The 21517-nt window shown below is 72.2% G+C and carries 25 protein-coding genes; 15 read left to right on the forward strand and 10 right to left on the reverse strand.

The window, feature by feature from the left end:
• Positions 1–68: 68 nt before the first annotated feature.
• The 8 genes from DEJ24_RS10035 to DEJ24_RS10070 all read left to right on the forward strand — a co-directional run bounded on the left by DEJ24_RS10035 (position 69) and on the right by DEJ24_RS10070 (position 8394).
• Positions 69–614 (forward strand): RNA polymerase sigma factor, encoded by a 546-nt coding sequence (locus tag DEJ24_RS10035; RefSeq protein ID WP_111078507.1) that lies wholly within the window; start codon positions 69–71, stop codon positions 612–614.
• Complete coding sequence (locus tag DEJ24_RS10040) at positions 604–1830, forward strand: hypothetical protein (RefSeq protein ID WP_146245970.1); 1227 nt, start codon at positions 604–606, stop codon at positions 1828–1830. The genes DEJ24_RS10035 and DEJ24_RS10040 overlap by 11 nt, the downstream gene beginning before the upstream one ends.
• A gap of 88 nt (positions 1831–1918) precedes the next feature.
• Positions 1919–3001, forward strand: coding sequence for an NADH:flavin oxidoreductase/NADH oxidase (locus DEJ24_RS10045; protein WP_111043962.1), 1083 nt, complete (start codon positions 1919–1921; stop codon positions 2999–3001).
• A 143-nt stretch (positions 3002–3144) separates the two neighbouring features.
• Positions 3145–4443 carry a sensor histidine kinase gene (locus DEJ24_RS10050; RefSeq protein WP_111078509.1) on the forward strand — a complete coding sequence of 433 codons (1299 nt, stop codon included), beginning with the start codon at positions 3145–3147 and terminating at the stop codon, positions 4441–4443.
• Positions 4425–5138, forward strand: a complete 714-nt coding sequence (locus DEJ24_RS10055; protein WP_111078510.1) for a response regulator transcription factor — start codon at positions 4425–4427, stop codon at positions 5136–5138. The genes DEJ24_RS10050 and DEJ24_RS10055 overlap by 19 nt, the downstream gene beginning before the upstream one ends.
• A gap of 210 nt (positions 5139–5348) precedes the next feature.
• Positions 5349–6230, forward strand: coding sequence for an ABC transporter ATP-binding protein (locus DEJ24_RS10060; protein WP_111078511.1), 882 nt, complete (start codon positions 5349–5351; stop codon positions 6228–6230).
• Positions 6227–7312, forward strand: coding sequence for an ABC transporter permease (locus DEJ24_RS10065; RefSeq protein WP_111078512.1), 1086 nt, complete (start codon positions 6227–6229; stop codon positions 7310–7312). The genes DEJ24_RS10060 and DEJ24_RS10065 overlap by 4 nt, the downstream gene beginning before the upstream one ends.
• A gap of 104 nt (positions 7313–7416) precedes the next feature.
• Positions 7417–8394: an AraC family transcriptional regulator gene (locus tag DEJ24_RS10070; protein ID WP_181436576.1), complete on the forward strand. Its 978-nt coding sequence runs from the start codon at positions 7417–7419 to the stop codon at positions 8392–8394.
• A gap of 70 nt (positions 8395–8464) precedes the next feature.
• Here DEJ24_RS10070 and DEJ24_RS10075 read toward each other — a convergent pair whose 3' ends face one another.
• The 5 genes from DEJ24_RS10075 to DEJ24_RS10085 all read right to left on the reverse strand — a co-directional run bounded on the left by DEJ24_RS10075 (position 8465) and on the right by DEJ24_RS10085 (position 10452).
• Entirely contained in the window at positions 8465–9064 is a 600-nt protein-coding gene (locus DEJ24_RS10075) for a TetR/AcrR family transcriptional regulator (RefSeq protein WP_111078514.1), read from the reverse strand.
• Between the two features lies 1 nt (position 9065).
• Positions 9066–9227, reverse strand: a complete 162-nt coding sequence (locus DEJ24_RS16890) for a hypothetical protein (protein ID WP_181436577.1) — start codon at positions 9225–9227, stop codon at positions 9066–9068.
• On the reverse strand, positions 9224–9388 hold the full coding sequence (locus DEJ24_RS16895; RefSeq protein WP_181432785.1) for a hypothetical protein: 165 nt from the start codon (positions 9386–9388) through the stop codon (positions 9224–9226). Before DEJ24_RS16895 ends, DEJ24_RS16890 begins: the two co-directional genes overlap by 4 nt.
• An 87-nt stretch (positions 9389–9475) precedes the next feature.
• On the reverse strand, positions 9476–9673 hold the full coding sequence (locus tag DEJ24_RS10080) for a hypothetical protein (RefSeq protein WP_111078515.1): 198 nt from the start codon (positions 9671–9673) through the stop codon (positions 9476–9478).
• A gap of 248 nt (positions 9674–9921) precedes the next feature.
• Entirely contained in the window at positions 9922–10452 is a 531-nt protein-coding gene (locus tag DEJ24_RS10085) for a DUF1990 family protein (RefSeq protein ID WP_111078586.1), read from the reverse strand.
• A gap of 102 nt (positions 10453–10554) precedes the next feature.
• Between DEJ24_RS10085 and DEJ24_RS10090 the strand changes: the two genes are divergently transcribed.
• The gene (locus DEJ24_RS10090) at positions 10555–11196 is read left to right on the forward strand and encodes an NAD(P)H-binding protein (protein WP_111078516.1); all 642 of its coding nucleotides are present in this window, start codon (positions 10555–10557) and stop codon (positions 11194–11196) included.
• Positions 11197–11314: 118 nt separating this feature from the next.
• Here DEJ24_RS10090 and DEJ24_RS10095 read toward each other — a convergent pair whose 3' ends face one another.
• Positions 11315–11872 carry a TetR/AcrR family transcriptional regulator gene (locus DEJ24_RS10095; protein ID WP_111078517.1) on the reverse strand — a complete coding sequence of 186 codons (558 nt, stop codon included), beginning with the start codon at positions 11870–11872 and terminating at the stop codon, positions 11315–11317.
• A gap of 23 nt (positions 11873–11895) precedes the next feature.
• On the opposite strand from DEJ24_RS10095, the gene DEJ24_RS10100 reads away from it, so the two are divergent.
• Positions 11896–13179, forward strand: coding sequence for an MFS transporter (locus tag DEJ24_RS10100; protein ID WP_146245971.1), 1284 nt, complete (start codon positions 11896–11898; stop codon positions 13177–13179).
• Here the strand turns inward: DEJ24_RS10100 and DEJ24_RS10105 are convergent.
• On the reverse strand, positions 13079–13411 hold the full coding sequence (locus tag DEJ24_RS10105; protein WP_111078519.1) for a hypothetical protein: 333 nt from the start codon (positions 13409–13411) through the stop codon (positions 13079–13081). The two genes, DEJ24_RS10100 and DEJ24_RS10105, sit on opposite strands and share 101 nt — an antisense overlap.
• An 81-nt stretch (positions 13412–13492) precedes the next feature.
• Here DEJ24_RS10105 and DEJ24_RS10110 point away from each other — a divergent pair, with 81 nt between their 5' ends.
• Entirely contained in the window at positions 13493–13807 is a 315-nt protein-coding gene (locus tag DEJ24_RS10110) for an ATP-dependent DNA ligase (protein WP_111078520.1), read from the forward strand.
• Positions 13804–14103 (forward strand): hypothetical protein, encoded by a 300-nt coding sequence (locus DEJ24_RS10115; RefSeq protein WP_111078521.1) that lies wholly within the window; start codon positions 13804–13806, stop codon positions 14101–14103. Before DEJ24_RS10110 ends, DEJ24_RS10115 begins: the two co-directional genes overlap by 4 nt.
• A 41-nt stretch (positions 14104–14144) precedes the next feature.
• On the opposite strand, the gene DEJ24_RS10120 is transcribed toward DEJ24_RS10115, so the two are convergent.
• Positions 14145–14723, reverse strand: coding sequence for a TetR/AcrR family transcriptional regulator (locus DEJ24_RS10120; RefSeq protein ID WP_111078522.1), 579 nt, complete (start codon positions 14721–14723; stop codon positions 14145–14147).
• Between the two features lie 156 nt (positions 14724–14879).
• On the opposite strand from DEJ24_RS10120, the gene DEJ24_RS10125 reads away from it, so the two are divergent.
• The gene (locus DEJ24_RS10125) at positions 14880–16358 is read left to right on the forward strand and encodes an MFS transporter (RefSeq protein ID WP_111078523.1); all 1479 of its coding nucleotides are present in this window, start codon (positions 14880–14882) and stop codon (positions 16356–16358) included.
• An 87-nt stretch (positions 16359–16445) separates the two neighbouring features.
• On the opposite strand, the gene DEJ24_RS10130 is transcribed toward DEJ24_RS10125, so the two are convergent.
• Together DEJ24_RS10130 and DEJ24_RS10135 are read right to left on the reverse strand one after the other, a co-directional pair.
• Positions 16446–16811: a hypothetical protein gene (locus tag DEJ24_RS10130; RefSeq protein WP_111043954.1), complete on the reverse strand. Its 366-nt coding sequence runs from the start codon at positions 16809–16811 to the stop codon at positions 16446–16448.
• Between the two features lie 215 nt (positions 16812–17026).
• A complete protein-coding gene (locus DEJ24_RS10135) occupies positions 17027–17785 on the reverse strand; it encodes a hypothetical protein (RefSeq protein ID WP_111078525.1) in 759 nt (252 codons plus the stop codon).
• 128 nt (positions 17786–17913) lie between these two features.
• Between DEJ24_RS10135 and DEJ24_RS10140 the strand changes: the two genes are divergently transcribed.
• The gene (locus DEJ24_RS10140) at positions 17914–19227 is read left to right on the forward strand and encodes a HupE/UreJ family protein (RefSeq protein ID WP_111078587.1); all 1314 of its coding nucleotides are present in this window, start codon (positions 17914–17916) and stop codon (positions 19225–19227) included.
• Positions 19228–19353: 126 nt separating this feature from the next.
• Positions 19354–21486 (forward strand): Ig-like domain repeat protein, encoded by a 2133-nt coding sequence (locus DEJ24_RS10145; RefSeq protein ID WP_181436578.1) that lies wholly within the window; start codon positions 19354–19356, stop codon positions 21484–21486.
• Positions 21487–21517: the final 31 nt, after the last annotated feature.

Below are 21517 nucleotides of genomic sequence, written 5' to 3' on the forward strand. Positions count from 1 at the left end.
CGGATCCGCCGGACACGACTTCGTCAGGATCGCCGCTCCCTCGACATTGCTGTAGTGAAGGAGGCACCGTGGACACCGAGACCGACACCGACGCAGACGTCGCCCTCACCCGACGACTGGCGGGTGGGGACCGCGCCGCGCTGGCGGACGCGTTCGACCGGTTCGCACCGACGGTCACCCGCTACGCGTGGGCGCTGGCCGGCAGCAGGCAGGACGTCGAGGAGCTCGTCCAGGACACGTTCCTGACGCTCTGGCAGAAGGCCGACACCCTGCAGCTGTCGACCCGTGCGCTCCTCCCCTGGCTGCTGGTGGTGTGCCGGAACCACGCGCGGAACCAGGCGCGGGCGATCGCCGGACGGGCGGCCGACGAGCTGCCGGCCGAGCTCGCCGTGCCGGAAGCCGACCAGGAGGCCCGTGAGCGCCTCCGGTGGGTCCGTGACGAGATCGACGCGCTCACGCCGCTCGACCGGCGGATCTGCGAGCTGTGCCTGATCGAGGGCCACTCGTACAGCGAGGCGGCCGCGATGCTCGGGCTGAGCGTCGGCGCCGTGACCCAGCGGGTGTCCCGCTCCCGAGCACGACTGAAGAAGGCGGTGACGCACGATGAACACTGAGCCCCCCACCGGAGACGACCTGCAGCGGATGCTCGTCTCGATGAAGCAGAACGTCCTCGAGCACGCCGAGGAGCGACACCCGGAGCCGCGGCGGCACCGCAGCCGCATCGTCATCGCCACCGTCGCCCTCCTCGCCCTCGGCACGGCCGGTGGCGCCGTCGCCCTCGCCGTCGTCCCGCAGGTCCAGCAGGCCGCCCCGGCGCCGAGCCCGACCGCCGAGCCCTCGGTGTCCGCGAGCACTCCGGCGTCGGCGCCGGTCGTCGACACCCCTGCTCCGAGGCCGTCCGCATCGAGCGCCGCGGCACCGTCTCGGTACCCGGCCGACTGCCGGGCGCTGTACTCGGACGCGGACCGGCAGCGGTTCTTCGGCGCGACGCCACTCGCCCAGACACCCGCGCACCCGGACGGGACGACCGTTCCGGCACCCGCGTCGACCACGTACTCCGGCGGCACCTGGACGGCCGCGACGTGGCTCGCCTGTGACTGGGCGCAGCCACGCACGGACGTCGGCAGCGTCCACGTCACCATCGGCAGTGCCTCCGCCACCGCTCTCGCTGAGCGCGAAGACGGGCTCCGCGCCGCGGGCGCAGACTGCGCGCCGGGTGACGGTGGCACGGTCTGCCGGCTGCCGGACGCGGCGGACCCGGACTTCGTCGGTGCCGAGACCTCGTGGTGGGACAGCGACGGTCGGTGGATCACGATCGACCAGGTCAACTTCCCGACCTCGGGCCTGCTGCCGGCGACCATCGCCGGGCTCTCGTCCGACCGGGTCGGACCGGGCTCCTGGGTCGTCAGCGGCGCGGGGGTCGGGCCGATCACCATCGGCAGCTCGTACCAGGACGTGGTGGACGAGGTCGAACCCGTCCTGCCGCAGACGAACGGCGCCTGCCCGAACCCGAACGTGGGGTTCTTCGACTCCGGTGACCTGCACGTCATCGTCGTGCAGGCGGGCGGGAAGGTCGTCGGTGTCGACGCGAGCGGCCTGACCACCGCGGCCGGGATGGGCCGGGGGAACAGCATCGACCAGCTCCGGGCCGCGTACCCGGACCTCACCCGGACCCCGGGGTACGGCGACGACTCGTCCCCCGCGTTCGCCTACTGGAGCGTCCGTGACGGCGACCGGTCGGTGACGTTCGAGATGGACGAAGGCGGGGAACTCGTGACCGGGGTGTGGGTCGGCGACGACCCGCGGCCGCCGTACGAGTACTGCGGTTGAGGCCCCGCGGCGACCTTCCCGGGCAATCGGTACGACGACAGTCGTACTGTGGACAGGCCCACGAACCGAACAACCGGGAAGGACCCGCGTGACCCACGCACTCTTCGACCCCATCACCCTCCGCGGACTCGAGATCCGGAACCGCGTCTGGATCCCGCCGATGTGCCAGTACATGGTCGAGGCGCAGGACGGCGTCCCCACCCCCTGGCACCTCGTGCACCTCGGCGGCCTGGCCCGCGGCGGTGCCGGCGCGGTGGTCGTCGAGGCCACCGGCGTCGTTCCCGAGGGTCGGATCAGCCCGCAGGACCTGGGCCTGTGGAACGACGAGCAGCGCGACGCGTTCCGCCCGATCACCGACTTCATCCACAGCCAGGGCGCCGTCGCCGGCATCCAGCTCGCGCACGCCGGCCGCAAGGCCTCCACCAGCCGCGAGTGGGGTCCCACGGCGGGTGGCGGCAACGTCGCGCCGGAGCAGGGCGGCTGGCAGCCGGTCGGCCCGTCGCCGATCGCGTTCCCCGGACTGCACGTCCCCACCGAGCTGACCGTCGAGGGCATCGCGGAGGTGGTCCGCGCCTTCGCGGCCGCCGCCCGTCGCGCGGTCGACGCCGGCTTCGACCTCCTCGAGCTGCACGGCGCCCACGGGTACCTGCTGCACGAGTTCCTGTCGCCCCTGTCGAACGAGCGCACCGACCAGTACGGCGGCTCGCTCGAGAACCGCGCCCGTGCGCTGCTCGAGACCGTCGACGCCGTCCGGGCCGAGGTCGGCGAGGACGTCCCCCTCGTCGTCCGCCTGTCCGCGACCGACTGGGTCGAGGGCGGCTGGGACCTCGCCGAGTCCGAGCAGCTGTCGGCCTGGCTCGGCGAGCACGGCGTGGACCTGGTCTCGGTGTCGACCGGCGGCAACGTCCAGAACGCCCCGATCCCGGTCGGTCCTGGCTACCAGCTGCCGTTCGCGACCGCGATCCGGCAGGCCACGGGCGTGCCGGTCGCGGCCGTCGGGATGATCGACGACCCGTTCCAGGCCGAGCAGATCGTCGCGCTCGGGCAGGCTGACGTGGTCCTCGTCGGTCGTGGTGCCCTGCGCGACCCGAACTTCCCGATCCGTGCCGCGCAGGCGCTCCGGGTGGACCTGCCGTACAAGCCCGCACCGTACGAGCGCGCCTACCGCTGATCCCGCTGCGCGGGTGACGGACGGGAGGCCCGCGCCACCGCCTCCCGTCCGTCAACCTCCACAGACGGCCGTTCCCGCGCCGCCGTCCACAGGTCGGGATCGCCCCGGCGGCCCGGCCGACGGGAGCCGCTACCGTGGTCCTCATGACGGGCACGGGGGTGACCGCCGGGCACGACCCGGCGCGGGGCGAGGAGTGGTCGCGACTCCCGGTGGGACGGCGCGAACACCGACAGGACGTGGTCCTGGCGCTCGTGCTCGCCGCCGCCCTGACGGTGTCGATGACCCTCTACGGCGCGCTCGGCCTGTACGACGACCCGGCCCCCTGGTGGGTGTCGGCGCTCATGGTCGTCGCGAACGCCGGACCGCTCGCGGTCCGGCGGCGCTTCCCGATGTCGGTCGCCGTGGTCGCCGCGCTGGCGTTCGCCGCGACCCAGCTCCTGCAGGTGCCCGAAGGGCTGTTCGTCAACTTCACGCTCTTCATCGCCCTGTACACCGTCGGCGCCTGGTGCTCGGACCGGGTCCGCGCCGAGGCGGTGCGCTGGTTCCTCATCCTCGGCATGTTCGCGTGGGTGTTCCTGGCGATCGTGTTCCGGTGGTCGGTGCCGAGCGCGCTGCCGGGCGACGGCGACTCGGTGATCCCACCGTTCGTGGCGAACTCGCTGCTGTCGATCATCATCAACCTGGTGTACTTCGGCGCCGCCTGGTACTCCGGCAACCGGGCGTGGACGGCCGCGGTCGCCAAGCACGACCTCGACGAGCGCACGGTCGAACTGGCCGCCGAGCGGGAGCGGTCCGCGGCGCAGGCGGTCGCCCTCGAACGGGTCCGCATCGCCCGCGAGCTCCACGACGTCGTCGCCCACCACGTGTCCCTGATGGGCGTGCAGGCCGGCGCCGCCCGACGGGTGATCGAGCGCGACCCGGTACAGGCCGCGGCGTCCCTCGGGGTCGTCGAGGACAGTGCCCGGACCGCGGTGGAGGAACTGCGGCGGATGCTCGGCACCCTCCGGCAGTCCGATGCGGACGGTCACACGCTGCCCGCCGACGCGCCGAGCACCGAGGGGCTCGCGCGGCTGCCGGAACTGGCCGCTGCCGCGACGAGCGCCGGACACGACACCGGCTTCAGCGTCGTCGGTGACGTCCGACCCGTTCCGCCGACCGTCGCGGCGGTCGCCTACCGGATCGCGCAGGAGGCCGTGACGAACGTCCTCAAGCACGCGGGGCACGACGCCCGCGCCGACCTGCGGCTGCGGTACCTGCCGGACGGCCTCGAGCTCGAGGTGACGGACACCGGGGCCGGGGCACGGGCCTCCCGGTCGACCGTGGGCAGCGGACTCGGCCACGTCGGCATGCGCGAGCGCGTCGCCGCGGTCGGCGGACGGATCGAGATCGGGCCCCGTGCCCGCGGCGGCTACCTGGTGCGGGCATGGCTGCCGACGGCGTGATCCGGGTGGTCCTGGCCGACGACCAGGACCTGGTGCGGGCCGGTTTCCGGGTGATCCTGGAATCGGAACCGGGTGTGCAGGTCGTGGCCGAAGCCGCCGACGGCGCCGCAGCCGTGGCCGCCGTCGTCGCCCACCGGCCGGACGTCGTCTGCCTCGACGTGCAGATGCCCGGCGTCGACGGGCTGGAGGCCGCTCGGCGCATCACCGCCACCGACGACCCGCCGGCGGTGCTCGTGCTGACGACGTTCGACACCGACGAGTACCTGTTCGACGCCCTCGCCGCCGGGGCCAGCGGGTTCCTGCTGAAGAACGCGTCCCCCGAGAAGCTCATCGAGGCGGTGCGCACGGTCGCGGCCGGGGACGCCCTGCTCTCCCCGGACGTGACCCGACGGGTGATCAGCCGCGCGACGAGCGCGAGCGCGCCGGTGGTGGCGCCGGTGACCGTGCCCGCGACCGCCGGCGTGGACGCCGGACCCGGTGCTGGTCCGGTGGCCGGCCTGACCGAGCGCGAGACCGAGGTGCTCCGGCTGCTCGGGCGCGGACTGAGCAACGCCGAGATCGCCCGGCTGCTCTTCGTCGGGGACGCCACCGTGAAGACCCACGTGTCGAACGTGCTGCAGAAGCTCGGCGTGCGGGACCGGATCCAGGCCGTGGTGTGGGCGTACGAGAACGGCGTGGTCCGCTCCGGCGACTGAGCCCTCCCCCGGGAGACGCAACGTCGGCGGCACGGCGCAAGGGTGTTCCGTTGCGCGGAACCGCCCACGTTGCGTCTCGCGGAAAGGACCGTCTCCCCCGCGTGGCGGAGGAGCCCGGGTGACGATCCCCGTCTCGTGCCGGAGGCGCCGGCCCCACCCGCCCTCGTACCGTCAGAGGCGCAGCGACGGTCGCTGCGGAAGGGACCCGTCATGCTCAGCATCGAGGGAGTGACCAAGCACTTCGGCGAGCGCCGCGTGCTCGACGACGTCGGCTTCACGGTCGGTCGGGGCCGGTTGACCGGGTTCGTCGGTGGCAACGGCGCCGGCAAGACCACCACCATGCGCATCATGCTCGGCGTGCTGGACGCTGACAGCGGCACGGTCGCCATCGACGGCGTCCCGATCGGCCCGGCCGACCGGCGTCGGTTCGGGTACATGCCCGAGGAACGCGGCCTGTACCCGAAGATGCCGGTGGCCGAACAGGTCACGTACCTGGCGCGGCTGCACGGTGTCGACCGCCGGACCGCGACGGCGCGGACCACCGAGCTGCTCGAGCGGCTCGAACTCGGCCCACATGCCGGCGACCCGGTGGAGAAGCTCTCGCTCGGCAACCAGCAGCGCGTGCAGGTCGCTGCCGCCCTGGCCCACCGGCCGGAGGTCCTGGTGCTCGACGAGCCGTTCTCCGGCCTCGACCCGATGGCCGTCGACACGGTCCTCGGCGTCCTCCGCGAGACCGCGGCGGACGGCGTGCCGGTGCTGTTCTCCAGCCACCAGCTCGACGTGGTCGAGCGGCTCTGCGACGACGTCGTCGTGATCGCGGGCGGTCGCATCCGGGCGGCCGGGCCGCAGGACGAACTCCGACGGAAGGCGGGTCCGGCGGCGTGGGAGATCCTGGTGGCGGACGACGCCGCCTGGCTCCGCGACGAACCGGGCGTCACCATCCGGGAGTTCGACGGCGGCTACGCCCTGTTCGAAGCAGACGAGTCCGTCGCCCAGGCCGTCCTGCAGCGCGCGGTCGGCCGGGGCGCGGTGGCGTCGTTCGGTCCGCGGGTCCCCCGTCTCAGCGAGGTCTTCACGGAGGTCGTCCGATGAGCGTCGTCCAGCGCAGCACCGTCGACGCGGTCCGGCTCGTCACCGTGCGGGAGATCCAGGCCCGGCTCCGCAGCAAGGCGTTCGTCGTCTCCGCGGCGATCCTGCTCGTGATGGTCGTGGCCGGCATCGTCGTCGCGGGCATCGTCGGCAAGTCAGCGGCGAACGCGACGACGCCGGTCGCCGTGGTCAGCGGTGTGAGCCTGCCGAGCTCCGACGGGCTGGACGTGACACGGGCGTCCGACCGCGCAGCCGCCGAACAGCTCGTGCGCGACGGCGAGGTGGACGCCGCGATCGTCCCCGACGGCGGACAGCTCGGCTTCCGGGTCGTCGGACTCGACAGCGCCCCGACCGACGTCGTGCAGGCGCTCAGCGTCTCCCCCGAGGTCGACCTGCTCGACCCCGGTGCGCTGCCGCCCGGGCTGGTGTCCCTGGTGGGGATCGCGTTCGGCGTGGTCTTCTTCGCCTCGGCCGTGACGTTCGGACAGTCGATCGCGCAGAGCGTGGTGGAGGAGAAGTCCACCCGGGTCGTCGAGATCCTGATGGCGGCGATCCCCGCACGAGCACTGCTCGCGGGGAAGGTGATCGGCAACAGCGCGATGGCCCTCGGACAGATCGTCGCGATCGCGATCGCCGCCGCCGTCGCACTCGCGGTGACCGGCCAGGACAACCTCTTCACACTGCTCGGCCCGAGCGCGCTGTGGTTCGTCGGGTTCTTCGCGATCGGGTTCGTCCTCATCGCGGCGCTGTTCGCGGCGTCGGCGGCCCTGGTGTCCCGTCAGGAGGACGTCGGCAGCGTGACGACCCCGGTGATGATGCTGCTGATGATCCCGTACTTCCTCATCGTGTTCGCCGCGGACGACCCGACGATCCTCGGCATCATGTCGTACGTGCCGTTCAGCGCCCCGATCGGCATGCCGGTCCGGATCTTCCTGGGGACGGCCGAGTGGTGGGAGCCCGTGCTCTCGCTGGTCGTCGTCGCAGCGTCCGCCCTCGTCGTGGTGCTCCTCGGTGCCCGGGTCTACGAGAACGCGCTGCTCCGCACCGGTGGCCGGGTGAAGCTGGCCGAGGCCATCCGCGGCTGACCCTGGCCACCGATGCTCCGGAGGACGCGACCGGTCGGCCCCCCGTGGCGGTTCCCGGACACCGGACTGCCACGGGGGACGGCTGTCGTGGGATGCTTCGCGTGATGCCGATCGACGACGCGATGCCGGTGCGTCTCGACGTGACGGGCACGGACCTCGGGGAGGCCGCGACCTTCATCGCGGACCTCTACGGCGCGGAACTCCGCGTCGAGCCCGTCGCGACCCCGTTCTCGTTCCGGTACGCGGCACTCGGCGACAGCACGATGTCGCTGCACACCGCCCAGTTCGCGGGACACGTCGACGGGGAACTGCCGCCGTCGGACGCCGTCATCGTCCAGTGGCTGCAGTCCGGGTCGTCCCGGCTCGACACCGGGGGCAGCGTCCTCGACATGGAACCGGGCATCCCGGTGCCGCTGCTGCCCGAGCGCACGTTCTCGTTCACGATGGAGGACTACGAGCAGCGGCTCGTGCACCTGTCTCGTGAGGTCGTCGAACGCGTCGCAGCCGAGCAGGGTGCGGACCTGACCGCCGGACTGCGCTTCGACCACACGACACCACCGTCCGACCAGTCCGTCCGGACCTGGCACAACACGGTGTCGCTCATCTCGCACACCCTGCGTGACGGCACGCCAGGCCGCCTGCTGCACGCCGAGATGGCGCGACTGGCCGCGGCGTCCCTGCTCGAGATGTACCCGCAGCAGCGCCCGGCACGCCGGAGCCCCGAGGGCACGGCACTGTCGGTGCACGTCCGCGCAGCCGTCGAGTACGTCGACGACCACGCCCGGATGCCGATCACGACGAGCTCGCTGGCGCGACACCTCGACGTGAGCCTGCGTGCACTGCAGGAGGCGTTCCAGCGGGACCTGCAGACCACGCCGAATGCCTACATCCGGCAGGTGCGCCTGGACCGGGTGCGGCAGGAGCTGCTCGCCTCCGAGCCGACCGCCGTCACCGTCCGCGAAGTGGCCGCGGGGTGGGGCTTCGCGCACCTCGGTCGCTTCGCGCAGCAGTACGTGGCAGAGGTCGGCGAGACCCCGATGGCCACGCTCGGGCGCTCGGCGCGGGGTCCGGTACCGGATTGACCCGGCCAGCTCGTGGCGGCACCGGTCGACGGGAGGAGGCCGTGCCTCCCGACCGTCGGTCCGGCAGGGCTCAGATGAAGTCGGTGTGCGCGTTCGGCGCGTAGGCCGTCATCAGCGTCGCCGCGGCGAGCCGGGCGGAGCGCGCCGGACGGGTCGTGCGGTGGATCGCTGCCTCCACCTTGGCGCCTTCGACGAGCAGCGACAACGCGTCGGCGACGTGCAGGGGCAGTCCTGCGCGACCGGCGAGCGCGTGCAGGTGGGCCTCGATGCCGCGCAGGTGCTCGTGAGCCAGGGCGGCGACGCGCGACTCGGAGCGCCCGAGCTCGCCGTAGCCGTTGATGAAGGCACATCCGGTCCAGGTCTCGTCCTCGAAGCAGGACTCGAGGTGCGCGAAGACCGTCAGGATCTCGTCCCGGGCGTCGGCAGCCCCGACGGCGGCATCGGCGAGACCGTCGTTCCACCGCTCGTGGCGGTGCTCGAGCACGGCGACGACGACGTCGATCCGTTCCGGGAAGAGGGCACGGACCGTGGCCTGGTCCTCCCCGGCGAGCGTGGCGATGGTGGCGTGGTCGAGACCGACGGCCCCCTCGGCGGTGAAGACCCGATCGGCGGCGTCGACGACGCGAGCACGGTCCCAGCGGTGCGGTGCCTGCTCGACGTCGACGCCCACGTCAGATGGTCGTGGTCGTGGTGCGGAGAGCGGTGACGCGAGCAGATCGCTCGGTGCACAGCGCTTCGAGCCGGCCCAGTCGAGCCCAGACGACCCGGTGGTCGGCAGTCAGCCCGGTGGCATCGGCCGTCACACCGGTGCTCCCCTGCTGGAGGGCGTTCACGCGGCGGCCTGGAAGAAGTCGGCGTACGTGGGGTCGGTGCTGACGCCGATGCCGAGTCGGCTGATCACGATCCGGTCGATCTCGACGGGCGAGGACATACCTCGTCGGTGCCACTCCAGGGGGTCGGAGCGGAGTTCCTGCATCATGGTGGAGTCACGCACGGGGGGCCTCCTGTTCGCGCAGCAGCGCGGTCATGTCGATGGGTTCGGTCAGCGCGACGGTGTCGTACGGCGCTGTTGCGGCGGTGATCACGAGGCGACCACCAGGGCGATCACGGCGAGCGTGAACGCGGCGACGGCGGCGAGGCCGGCGACGAGCGCGCTGGCGGTCAGGATCCGGCGTCGGGTCGCCTCGCGGACCTCGGAGAAGGTCTCGGTGCGCCTCGGGCGGCGAACGGCCGGGCCTCCGGCGAGAGGTGTCGGGATGGCGGTGATGGTGGCGGGCATGAGCTTCGCCTCCTCTACAGGGACCTCGGACGGTCCCGCGTCGACCAGGGCGACCGCTGCGTACAGGCCGCCGCAGATCGCGGGGGATGTCGGGGCACGCGGGATGATGTTCGTCCTGGTGTCTGCGACGCTACGACACCCGTCCGGCGGGACACGAACGCGTTCGTGGATCCGCGACTCGCGACGGGCGCAGACCGCGCATCCCGAGCGGGGGTCACGCGCGTTCCGCGCATCGCGCTGCGGGCCGGTCAGCGCAGTGCGCGCCGGTAGCGCCAGCGGACGACGACCTGCGCGACCCGGAGCAGCGGGAACACGACTGCCCAGCGGCGGGTCGTGGACGGCCGGGTCAGGGAGCGCAGCGTCAGCCACACCGCGTCGCCCTCACGGGTGACGACGAACGCCTCCTCGCCGTCGACCGGGTGGCCGGGCAGCGTCCGGTAGGCGAACCCGACACGGTCGGCGGTGCGCACGACCTCGACGACCTCGACGGGCTCCCGCACGACGACCGGCCCGATCCGGAAGCGCACGTCCAGCCGCTGACCCGGTCGCGCCTCCGTGTCGTCGGGCACCGAGAAACCGCTGCGCGTCTTCACACCCCAGCGGAGCACCGACCGGGAGGCCCGCTCCCACACCGCCTCGCCCGTCCCGACCACCGACCGCCGCTCGTACCGCCGGTACGTCGGGGCCGTGGGGCCCCAGACGGCGGACGCGACCGCCGTCCGTGCCGCGCCCGCCGCGCTGCCCCGTCCGACCGCGGCCGTCCCCTCGTCGTTGCCCATGCCGGCCATCCTGCCCGAGGGACGTGCGCGGGCGAGCTGGACGACCCTCCCGGCCCATCGCCGACCACCCCGTCGTCAGGCCCCGCGCGTACCGTCCAGACCATGAGCAACGTCATCATCCTCGGCGGCCACGGCCGCGTCGCCCTCCTCACCGCGCAGCTCCTGACGGCCCGCGGCGACACCGTCTCGTCCGTCATCCGCAAGGCCGAGCAGCAGGACGACGTCCGCGGCACCGGTGCGGAGCCCGTCGTCGCGGACATCGAGCAGCTCGACATCGCCGGGCTCACCGACCTGGTCCGCGGACACGACGCGATCGTCTGGGCAGCAGGCGCCGGCGGGGGTTCCGCCGAGCGCACCTGGGCCGTCGACCGGGACGCCGCGATCCGCTCCATGCACGCTGCGCTCCAGGCGGACGTCCAGCGATTCGTCCTGGTCTCCTGGTCGGACGCGGGCCTCGGTCACGGCGTCCCCGAGGATGACGACTTCTTCGCCTACGCCGAGGCGAAGACCGTCGCCGACGCGGTCCTCCGCGACTCGGCCCTCGACTGGACGATCGTCGCCCCGAGCACCCTGACCGACGACGAGCCGACCGGGTCCGTCGAGACCGCCGACCCGTCCTCGAGCATCGCCCGCGGGGACGTCGCCGCACTGGTCGCCGCAGCCCTGCACGACGACGCGTCGGTCGGCAAGACCTTCCGCGTCAACACCGGCGACGTGGCGATCGAGCAGTTCGTCCGCGACTGAGCGGTCACCCCGCGCTGAGCCGTCACCCCGCGTCGCGAGACGCCCGCACGTCCCCGAGACGCCGCCGGATCCGGCGGCGTCTCGTGCTGTCGGCGGCGTCTCGTGCTGTCGGCAGCGCTCAGGGCAGCAGCGCCGCGGCCACCGCTCGGGCCGTCGTGGTGTCGCCGGCGCCGCCCCGGAGGCGCATCGCCAGCGCCCCGGACACCACGAGGAGCAGTCGGTCGGCGAGGACGTCGGCCTCCTCCGGCCCGACCAGCGGCACCGCAGCCTGCCGGAGGCGCGACCGCAGCGTGGCCGTCTCGTGGCGCAGGACGACCGTGATCTCGTCGGGCGCGTCCGCGTACTCCGACGCCGTGCCGAGGAACGCGCACCACCGCGACCCGGTCGGCGTCGACCGGAAGTCGTCGAGCGCGTCGAAGACCGCCAGCAGCCGGCCCCGGTCGTCGGGCGCGTCTGCGACGGCGTCGTCCCACACCCGCAGCCACTCGTCGTGCCGCCGGTCGAGCGCTGCGGCGACCAGGGCCTCCTTGCTGGCGTACCCGCGGTAGAGCGTGGCGGCGGAGACCCCGGCGCGTTCGAGGACGGCGTCGATCGGGGTCGCGGCGATGCCCCGCGTGAAGAACAGTTCCTCCGCGGCGTCGAGGAGCTTCCGCTCCGTTCCTGGACGCATCGTCATGCCAGCACCCTAGGCTCTCAAAAGTGAAACGTACGTTTTCGTTCATGGGCTCGCCCGCCGCGCTGGTCGGCAGCGGTACCGCGCTCATCGCGGCCACCTACGGGCTGGTCCGCCTGGCCTACGGACTGTTCCTGCCCGACGTCCAGCACGCGATCGGGCTCGGCGACGGCCCGGCCGGCTGGATCGCGTCGGGCTCCTCCGTCGTGTACTGCGTCGGCGCGCTCGCCGGGTTCCTGGTCGCACCGACGCACCCCCGGACCGCCGTCGTCCTGGCGGTGCTCACGGCCGGCCTCGGTGTCGCCGGGATGGCCGCCAGCACCGGCCCACTCGGGTTCGGCGTCGCCGCGGTCGTCAGCTCGGCGGGGGCGGGGCTGGCCTCCCCCGCACTCGTCCGACTCGTCCAGCGGAACCTGACGGCCGAGCGGGCGAACGGGGCGCAGGCCGTGGTCAACTCGGGCACGGGGCCGGGCCTCGTCGCCGCGGGTGTCCTGGCCCTCCTACTGCTGCCGGACTGGCGGACGGCCTGGGCGGTGGCGGCCCTCGTCACGGTGCTCGCCGGGGCGGCCGTCCTGCTCACCGACCGAGCGGGCGCGGCAGCACCGGCACCGGCATCACCACCAGCACCGGAGCCCCCGACCGACACCGGAGCCACCACCGTCCCACCCCGCCCCTGGTTCGCCGCACACCGCCGCCCCGTCCTGGTGGCACTGCTCCTCGGCGCCGGATCGGCCGCGGTGTGGACGTACGGTCGGACCCTGCTCGTCGACGCCGGCGCACCGACGACCCTGTCGGTCGTGGCGTGGATCGCCCTCGGGGCCGGAGGCGCCGCGGTCGCCCTGACGTCGAGGCGGCTCGGGCGGCTGCCGGCCCGGTCCGCGTGGACCCGGACCGCATCCGTGGTGGCGATCGCGACCCTCGGCCTCGGCCTGGCCGCGCAGCTGCACGGTGGGGCCCTGACCGCGGCGGCACTGGTCTGCTGCGCACTGTTCGGGTGGGGCTACACCGCCGCGACCGGTGCCCTCATCACGTGGACGGCGGAACTCGACCGCGACCGCGCGGCGGCCGGCACCTCGGTGCTCTTCGTGGTCCTGGTCCTCGGACAGGCAGTCGGGGCGGCGGCAGCGGGCAGCGCAGTCCTCACGGCCGGGACGGGACCGGTGTTCGTCGCCGCAGCGGTGGTCGTCGCGCTCGGGGTCGTGCCGGCGCTCAGAAGTCCTCGCCGATGTCCGGCACGTCGGTCATCTCCTCGTTCCACGCCGGCCGGGCGGGCTGCAGGCGCAGGGTCTCCGCCTCGAGGTACTCGATGACCTCCGGGTCGAACGGCTCGTCGGCACTGTCCGGCACCGGTGTCGAGAAGATCTCGCTGGCCGGGCCGATGAGCAGGTGCGCGTAGACCGTCCCGCCGCCTTCGGTGATGATCGGGATCTGGACGACGTCGGACTTGTTCGCCACGGCCAGGGCGCGGCAGTACCGGAGGAGGGCCTTGCAGGTGCGGTCCCCGGTCAGGAAGGAGCTGTTCACGTAGTGGATGCGGCGCATGTCGGCCAGGGTGTCGGACGGCCCCTGAGTCGACGCTTAGGCTTTGCCGAAGCCGGACAGACGGCGCGGAAGGACACCACCATGGGCAAACTCGTCTACGACTCGACGTTCACCGCGGAGTTCGACGACCGCCTGCTGACGCACCTGCAGATCGTCATCGGGATGAAGCTGCGCCGTGGTGAGTCCTTCATGTTCTCGTGGAAGGACGACGTGGAGCTCGGTGACGGGCGCACCGCGATCTGGCTCGACCGCTCGATGCCCCTGGTCTTCCGCTACTCGGGCAGTCGCATCCCTGCCGTGAACCGCGCCTGGGTCGAAGCCCTCGGCCTGACCGCCGGGTCGTCCGCGGGCCTCCGCATCGTCCCGGAACCGACCGATCCCGGAGACACCCTGTGAAGCGCACCGTCCTGACCTACGGCGGCACGCAGTACACGATCGCCAACGAGGACACCGAGACCGTCCAGGCACGGATCGACTCGGGCCTGCGGGACCAGCCGTTCATGTGGCTGCAGGTCAACTACGGGGACGGCCGGGCGACGCCCGCCGTGCTCCTCATCTCCCCCGCGACCCCGGTTGCGATCATCACCGAGCGTGACGTCGACGAACAGGACGAGGACGGCTCCGTCGCCCGCTACCTGCTGCCCGAGCAGACCCGGCCGGCGTCCATCGAGATCGGTCCCACCGAGCACTGACGGCGTCGGGAGCGGTCACCGCCCTGCCGTCCGGCACCACTTCAGCCCCGACCGCCGCCGAGCAGTGCGCGCAGGGCGTCCTCCAACGGCACGGCGACCGATTCGACCTCGGCGGACGCCAGGGGTTCCACGCGCGTCGAGGTCCGCATCATGGTCATGCCGAGCACGACGGACAGGGCGATCTCGGCGCGGACCAGCAGGTCGTCGTCGACCTCGTCCACGCTCCCGGCTCGCACGGCACCGGCGAGCCGTTCGGCGTAGCCGCGCAGGGTCTCACGACGGATGCGGTCCACGACCTCGTCCCCGGAGCTCCGGAGCAGGAGCAGCAGCTGCATCGAGTCCTCGTCCGTGGGCGACCGGATGATGTGCCGGATGAGGCCGCCGAGCGCCCGCTCCAGGTCTGAGCCGGACGGCGCAGCGTCCTGGTCCGGCGCTGCCCGGTCGAGACAGGCGCGGAACAACCCCTCCTTCGATCCGAAGTACCGGTTGATGAGCGCGACGTTCACCCCGGCGTCGGCGGCGATGTCCCGCACGGTCGTGGCCCGGTAGCCGTCGAAGGCGAATCGGCGCCGGGCAGCCTGCACGAGGGCCAGGCGAGTGGCGGCGGCGTCCTTGCTCATGGCCCGAGCGTAGCGCCCGCGCCGGTGCGGCCGATCGTGATGTAAGCGTCTGTTGACATCGACGGGAGAACGCGTACCCTCGTCAAGTCAGCAGTTGTTGACATCGACAGCGTCGTCGGCCCCCTTGCCCAGAACACCCCGATCCGACGGAGCACGATGTCCACCGCCACCGCGAGCCCCCGCACGGGCTCGACCCCGACCACCGACCACGGCCGGCGCCCGAACAGCACCGCGATCATCGTCTACCTGTCCCTGGGTGGCCTGTCGTTCGCGGTCCTGCAGTCCCTCGTCGCACCCGCGCTCTCGACGATCGGCACGGACCTCGGCGCCTCGACCAGCGCCGCCAGCTGGGTCCTCACCGCCTACCTGCTCTCCGCGTCGGTGCTCACCCCGATCCTCGGTCGCCTGGGCGACATGGTCGGCAAGCGCAAGGTGCTCATCGTGGTCCTCACGATCCTCCTGGTCGGTGCCGTCCTCGCCGCGCTCGCCCCGAACCTCGGCGTGCTCATCGTCGCCCGAGCACTGCAGGGCGCGGCGGGTGCGGTCATGCCGCTGTCCATCGGCATCGTCCGCGACGAGCTGCCGAAGGAGAAGGTGAGCGTCACCATCGGACTGCTCTCCGCGATCTTCGGCATCGGAGCCGGCGTCGGCATCGTGGCCGCCGGGCCCATCGTCGAGCACCTGTCGTGGCACTGGCTGTTCTGGCTGCCCGCCGTCCTCGTCGTGATCGCCCTGCTCGGTGCCGTGTTCGGCATGCCCGAGTCCCCGGTGCGGAAGCCCGGCCGTCTCGACGTCGCCGGCACCGCCGTCCTCGCCGTGTCGCTCGTCGCCATCCTGCTCGCCGTCAGCGAGGGCCAGACGTGGGGCTGGGGCGACGTGAAGACCGTCGGCCTGCTGATCGTCGGCGCCGTCGCCCTCGTCGCGTTCGTGCTCGTCGAGCTGCGTGTCGCCGAGCCGCTCATCGACGTGCGGCTCTTCGCCGTCCGCGGGGTCTGGACCGCCCACGTCGTCGCGCTCGTCTTCGGCTTCGCGATGTTCGGCACGTTCGTCCTCGTCCCGACGATCCTGCAGCTGCCCACCGCGCTGGGCTACGGCTTCGGCAAGGACGTGACCCAGGCCGGCCTGTTCCTGCTGCCGACCGTGGTCATGATGGTCGTCGCCGGTCCGATCGCCGGCATCCTGGTCCGCAAGGTCGGGCCGAAGCCGCCGATGCTCATCGGTGGGGTCGCGATCGTCGCCGCGTTCGCCGTCCCGGCCGTCTCACACGCGGCGATCGCCGAGATCGTCGTGTCCGGCATCCTCACCGGCATCGGCATCGGCCTGGCACTGGCCGCCTGCTCGAACGCGATCATCGAGAGCGTCCCGGCGAACCAGACCGGTGAGGCGATCAGCGCGAACACCGTCGTCCGGACGATCGGTTCCAGCGTCGGCACGGCCGTGATCGCGGCCCTCATCACCTCGCACAGCACCCCGCAGGGTCTGCCCACCGACGACGCGTTCACGATCGGCTTCTGGGCGTGCACCGGAGTGGCGGTCCTCGCGGTGGTCGCGGCCCTCGCTGCCCCGTCGATGCGCGCCCGCCGGGCCGCTGCGGTCGCCGCGGGCGTCGACGACTTCGACGAGGTCACGCACTGACCCGCTGACCGGGCCCGGTCGGCGAGACGCCGCCGGTCGCGCGAGACGCCGCCGAGATCGGCGGCGTCTCAGCGACCCGGCGGCGTCTCAGCGACTCGGCGGTGTCTCGGGCTGCCGACCGAAGAGCGATGCGAGCGTCGCGACGATCGCCATCCGGAGCCGGACGCCGGCGGGCGGGGCCGGCGGCAGGGTCCGGATCGGTGCGGTGAAGGCGAGGTCGTGCAGGTTGTTGCGCTTCGACCCGTCCCAGTTCGCGAAGAGGTACGGCGTGCCGAGCGCCATCAGGCTGCGGACCGGTGCCGGGCGCACGCCCGAGGCGGCGACCGCGTAGCCGGAGTGGCCGGCGGTGATCGCCTGGATGACGGTGTCCGCGTCGGTGACCCCGTTGGCGGTCACCACGGTGGTGATGCCCGTGCGGTCGCGGGCCACGAATTCGATGATGTGTTCAGTCACGAGGAGCTCAGGGTGGCGAGTGTCTGTCTCGGCGCGGGTGAGACGCACGAGGCTTGGCCGGAACCGACGTTGCTTCCGTCGTCGAGGATACGTCGCACCCGTCGGGACGGCGCACGGACGATCCCGATTGCGTACCCGTGTCCCGGCCTGCGCCCGTGACCGTGTCCCGGCCCGCGCCCGCGCCCGCGCCCGCGCCCACCGGCACCGTGCACGGGTCAGGCGACCCAGACGACGATGCCGTTGTAGCCGTTCAGCAGCGCTGCCACCCCAGCGCGCAGGGCGCGGCCGGCACGCTCGTCCGTGAACGTGGACGGGTCGTGGTGGCTCGAGGTGCCGAGCCCTTCGCCGCGGAAACCGGCGCCGGTCCAGTCCGCCGCCGTCACGTTCGCCGTCGGTTCGGCGATCTCGGCACCGAGGACGAGGAACTGCTGGTGCAGCGCGGACGGTGAGATCGCGGCGATCGGGTCGACCAGCGCGTCGCCGACGCTGATCACCAGGTCGGTGCGCTTGCCGATGGCCGCGGCGACGGACGGCAGCCGGTCCTCGGCGGTGTCCGCGACGACCGGGACGACCGTGACGTCCTCGGACCGGGCCCACGAGCGGACGGCGTCGACGAGGGTCTCGGTCTGTGCGTCCGGCTTCCCCGGGGACAGCAGGACCACCCGGTACCCGGACGGCGGCGCCACGTCGTCCCACGAGTGCGGTGCGGGGCTGACGGTGGCCTCCGGCGCGGGCGGCGAGTCCGGGTCGACGAAGCCCGGGCCGAGCGCGCCCGTCCCGCGGACCGGGGTGGGCGCGTCGGTCGGCACCGCCGTGGTGGCGGCGCCGGTCCGGAGGCCCGTGGCCTGCTCGGCGTCGACGCTCCGGCCCGTCTGCTCCGCCCCGGTCGAGCAGCCGGCGACGAGGACCGAGCCGGTCGCCACCAGGGCAGCGGCGGCGAGGACGGTGGTGGCACGACGAGTCAAACGGATCACGAGACGCCATGCAAGCACAGCCGGAGGCCGCGACGGACCGGTGGGAGCCGCTGTCCAGAGCCCGTCCAGCCGTTCGTAACCCGTTGTTCGCCTGCGCGTCGATCTCGGCCGCGATGGTCAGGCCGGTGATGCACCGAACCACCCGTCCCGCTCGCAGCGGGCTCCACCTCCTCCCCGCGCCCGTCCGCCCCCGGCCGCTCCTCCCGCGGCCCGTCCTCCCTCGGATCGTCGCGCGGCTGGTCGCCGTCCTCGTGCTCCTCGGCACGGTGGTCGTGAGCCTGTCGACGGGAGTGTCCGCGGCGAGCGCCCACGGCTTCAGCTCCGTCGTCTACGCGGACGTCAGCGGGAAGGGGTCCGACGTCGTGCGGGCCCGACTGGGGCTGGAGTACGACCTCCTGCTCGTGTCCGTGGCGACGAGCGAGCACGACGACGAGCTGTACCGACAGGGCCAGGCCGCGTGGGACGACGGTGACGACCCCGGCATGGTCAGGGCGGTGGAGGCGCACCACGACGCGATCAGCGAGTACCTGTTCGACCGGTTCTCGGTGACCTCCGGTGGGCAGGCGTGCACCGGCACGCTCCACGACACCATGGAGGTCGACGTGCAGGACGAGGTCCCCTACGCCGAGGTCGTCGCGGACTTCGCCTGCCCGACACCGGGACGCACCGACCCGGGGCACGTGGTGGAGTCGACGCTCTTCCCGGACAGCGAGACGTTCGTGCGGGACACGAAGACGATCGTCACGTACGACGTCGACGGCAAGCAGGGCACAGCCACCCTCGACGCATCCCAGCCGACGTTCTCGACCGAGCAGTCGGCGGGGCAGCGGTTCTGGGAGTTCTTCACCCTCGGGGCGGAGCACCTGCTGACCGGGATCGACCACATCCTGTTCCTCATCGCGTTGATCGCCGGCTCCCGACGGCTGCGCGAGGTCGTGTACACGGCGTCGGCGTTCACGATCGCGCACTCGATCACGTTCATCCTGGCGGCGCTCGGCGTCGTCAGTCCGCCGTCGATCGTGGTCGAGCCGCTCATCGCCCTCTCGATCGCCGCGGTGGCCGGCTGGTACCTCTGGCGGTTGGCGACCCGGCGGTCGCAGGCTGACGCGCTCGTCCTGACCGATCGGGGACGGTTCGCGCTGGACCGCTCCGGGTGGTCCCGTCTGGCCGTGGTGTTCGCGTTCGGGCTCATCCACGGGCTCGGGTTCGCCGGAGCGCTGGGCATCCACGAGGCGTTCTCGTGGCAGCTGCTCGTGTCGCTCCTCGTCTTCAACGTCGGCATCGAGGCGGTCCAACTGGCGATCATCGTGATCGTGTTCCCGCCGCTGTCCCTGCTCCGCCGGAAGGCCCACCGGGTCTCGCTCTGGGTCACCGGCGCCGTGACGGCCGGGGTGTTCGTGATGGGGATGATCTGGTTCGTCCAACGGCTCGTCGAGGGCTGACGACGCCTGGGTCGCCTACCACCTGCGGGCCGGAACCCGTATGGACACACAGCGTTCACCCACGATCTACGAAGGCGATGCAGAGTCTGTCTGCTGCACCATCCCTGTCACTGAGAACGGAAACACATGAGTCTCCTGTCCGGCGCCCCCTCCCGGCGCAGAACCACCACACTCCGCTTCGGCGGGGCCGTCATCGGCGCCGCCCTCATCGCGGGCGCCTGCCTCGTCGGCACCGGCTCCGCGAGCGCGGCGACCGCCACCCCGACGACGAACATCTCCTCCGGTGGCCCGATCCACATCCTGCTCGGCGTCGGCGCGACCGAGAGCCAGCGCATCGCCTCGTGGTACTTCCCGGCCAACGTGGACCAGTCGGTCGAGATCCAGAAGACCGACACGATGACCGGCGGCGTCTTCACCGACGCGAAGAAGACGATCGCCGCGCAGAAGTCCGCGAACACCGCGGCCGACACCAGCACCACCGACAGCAGCACGAAGGCGATCCCGGGCATCACCAACGAGGCCGGCTACGTCAACGCGCACGTGGTCATCGACGGCCTCGAGCCGAACACGACGTACACCTACCACGTCGGTGCCGCGGACGGTTCGGCCTGGTCGACGTCCTACACCTTCACGACGAAGAGCTTCAGCGGCGACTTCGACTTCCTGTTCTTCGGTGACCCGCAGATCGGGTCGTCGGGCTTCGTCGACGACGACGGTGCCGGCTGGGCCGACACCCTGAAGTACGCCACCACGAAGGAGAAGGACGCCGAGCTCCTGGTCTCCGGTGGCGACCAGGTCGAGAACGCCAACAACGAGTACCAGTGGGGTGCGTTCGCCGACAGCAGCGACGTCCTCAAGCGCTACCCGTGGGCCTCGACCATCGGCAACCACGACGTCGGCGGCAAGTCGTACGAGCAGCACAACCAGCTGCCGAACTCGCTCAAGGTCCCGGACTTCTACCCGGGTGGCAACACCACCACGAACTCGGGTGGCGACTACTGGTACATGTACAAGGGCGTCCTGTTCATCGACATCAACTCGAACGCCTACGCGGGCGGCTCGGACGCAGCGCACGTCAACTACGTGCGCGACGTGATCACCCGCCACGGCGACGACGCGAAGTGGACCGCGCTGGTCTACCACCACTCGATCTACTCGCCGGCCGACCACGCGAACGACAAGGACAACCAGCAGCGCCGGTTCGACTTCACGCGCGCGTTCTCGGACATGGGTGTCGACCTCGTCCTGCAGGGTCACGACCACTCGTACTCGCGCAGCTACGCGATCAAGAACGGCAAGAAGGCCAACCCCGCCGAGCAGCCGGGCGCTGACGAGGTCTTCGCCGGCCCCGGTGGCGTCATCTACCTGACCGCCAACTCCGCGTCGGGCTCGAAGTACTACGACCTGACCACCCCGGACCCGACGCAGGGCGGCTACGGAGCCGACCCGCTCGACCCGACCGGTCAGCGCCACTTCGCCAACTCGGTGGAGAACCAGGAGCACGTCCGCACCTACGTCAAGGTCGGCGTCACGGACGACAACCTCGCCGTCACGACCGTCCGTGCCAGCGACTGCACCACGCTGAACTCGGCCGTCCAGCACGGCAAGGTCGACAGCTGCGGCGTCACCCTCAAGCCGACGGCCTCGGCCGACCCGGCAGCGATCGGCTCGACCGTCGACCAGTTCACGCTCGACGCCGCCCTGCCGGCGACGACCACCACGCTGACGGCCTCGGCCACGAAGCAGTCCTACGGCACGGCCAAGCCGGTCACCCTCACCGCCACGATCGGCGGCGGCCTCGGTGACAAGAGCGGCACGGTCAACTTCACGGAGGCGGGCAAGACGCTCGGCACCGCACCGGTGACGAAGAACGCGGCGACGTTCACGCTGCCGAAGACCACCTCGGTCGGCAAGCACAGCATCACCGCGTCCTTCACGAGCACCTCGGCCTACTCGGGCGAGGACACGGCGGCCACCACGGCGGTCGTGGTCACGGTCGCGAAGGCCACCTCGGCGTCGTCCATGACCTACGCCAAGGGCAAGGCCGTCGTCCGGGTCACCTCGCCCGGCAACACGGTGAACGGCGAAGCGAAGATCTACGACGGCAAGAAGCACATCAAGACCGTCAAGGTCTCCAGCGACACCGCCGCGACCCGCTTCGCCCTGAAGCGCGGCACGCACAAGCTGACGGTCGTCTTCAGCGGCACCGGCACGATCGCCGGCAGCACCAGCCCGGTCCTCTCGGTCCGGGTGCGCTGACCTCCGGTCAGGCAGAGTGAGGGCCCCGCGG

The organism is Curtobacterium sp. MCPF17_001, from assembly GCF_003234615.1.
Classification (GTDB): Bacteria; Actinomycetota; Actinomycetes; order Actinomycetales; family Microbacteriaceae; genus Curtobacterium.

Excerpts from the sequence above, each read along its gene's own strand:
- DEJ24_RS10040 (WP_146245970.1), top strand. The coding sequence starts at position 604 with ATGAACACTGAGCCCCCCACCGGAGACGACCTGCAGCGGATGCTCGTC.
- DEJ24_RS10105 (WP_111078519.1), bottom strand. The coding sequence starts at position 13,411 with ATGCGCCGCATCCACTACGTGAACAGCTCCTTCCTGACCGGGGACCGC.
- DEJ24_RS10055 (WP_111078510.1), top strand. The coding sequence starts at position 4,425 with ATGGCTGCCGACGGCGTGATCCGGGTGGTCCTGGCCGACGACCAGGAC.
- DEJ24_RS10120 (WP_111078522.1), bottom strand. The coding sequence starts at position 14,723 with ATGAGCAAGGACGCCGCCGCCACTCGCCTGGCCCTCGTGCAGGCTGCC.
- DEJ24_RS10060 (WP_111078511.1), top strand. The coding sequence starts at position 5,349 with ATGCTCAGCATCGAGGGAGTGACCAAGCACTTCGGCGAGCGCCGCGTG.
- DEJ24_RS10125 (WP_111078523.1), top strand. The coding sequence starts at position 14,880 with ATGTCCACCGCCACCGCGAGCCCCCGCACGGGCTCGACCCCGACCACC.
- DEJ24_RS10065 (WP_111078512.1), top strand. The coding sequence starts at position 6,227 with ATGAGCGTCGTCCAGCGCAGCACCGTCGACGCGGTCCGGCTCGTCACC.
- DEJ24_RS10095 (WP_111078517.1), bottom strand. The coding sequence starts at position 11,872 with ATGACGATGCGTCCAGGAACGGAGCGGAAGCTCCTCGACGCCGCGGAG.
- DEJ24_RS10050 (WP_111078509.1), top strand. The coding sequence starts at position 3,145 with ATGACGGGCACGGGGGTGACCGCCGGGCACGACCCGGCGCGGGGCGAG.
- DEJ24_RS10070 (WP_181436576.1), top strand. The coding sequence starts at position 7,417 with ATGCCGATCGACGACGCGATGCCGGTGCGTCTCGACGTGACGGGCACG.
- DEJ24_RS10085 (WP_111078586.1), bottom strand. The coding sequence starts at position 10,452 with ATGGGCAACGACGAGGGGACGGCCGCGGTCGGACGGGGCAGCGCGGCG.
- DEJ24_RS10140 (WP_111078587.1), top strand. The coding sequence starts at position 17,914 with ATGCACCGAACCACCCGTCCCGCTCGCAGCGGGCTCCACCTCCTCCCC.
- DEJ24_RS10110 (WP_111078520.1), top strand. The coding sequence starts at position 13,493 with ATGGGCAAACTCGTCTACGACTCGACGTTCACCGCGGAGTTCGACGAC.
- DEJ24_RS10145 (WP_181436578.1), top strand. The coding sequence starts at position 19,354 with ATGAGTCTCCTGTCCGGCGCCCCCTCCCGGCGCAGAACCACCACACTC.
- DEJ24_RS10090 (WP_111078516.1), top strand. The coding sequence starts at position 10,555 with ATGAGCAACGTCATCATCCTCGGCGGCCACGGCCGCGTCGCCCTCCTC.
- DEJ24_RS10080 (WP_111078515.1), bottom strand. The coding sequence starts at position 9,673 with ATGCCCGCCACCATCACCGCCATCCCGACACCTCTCGCCGGAGGCCCG.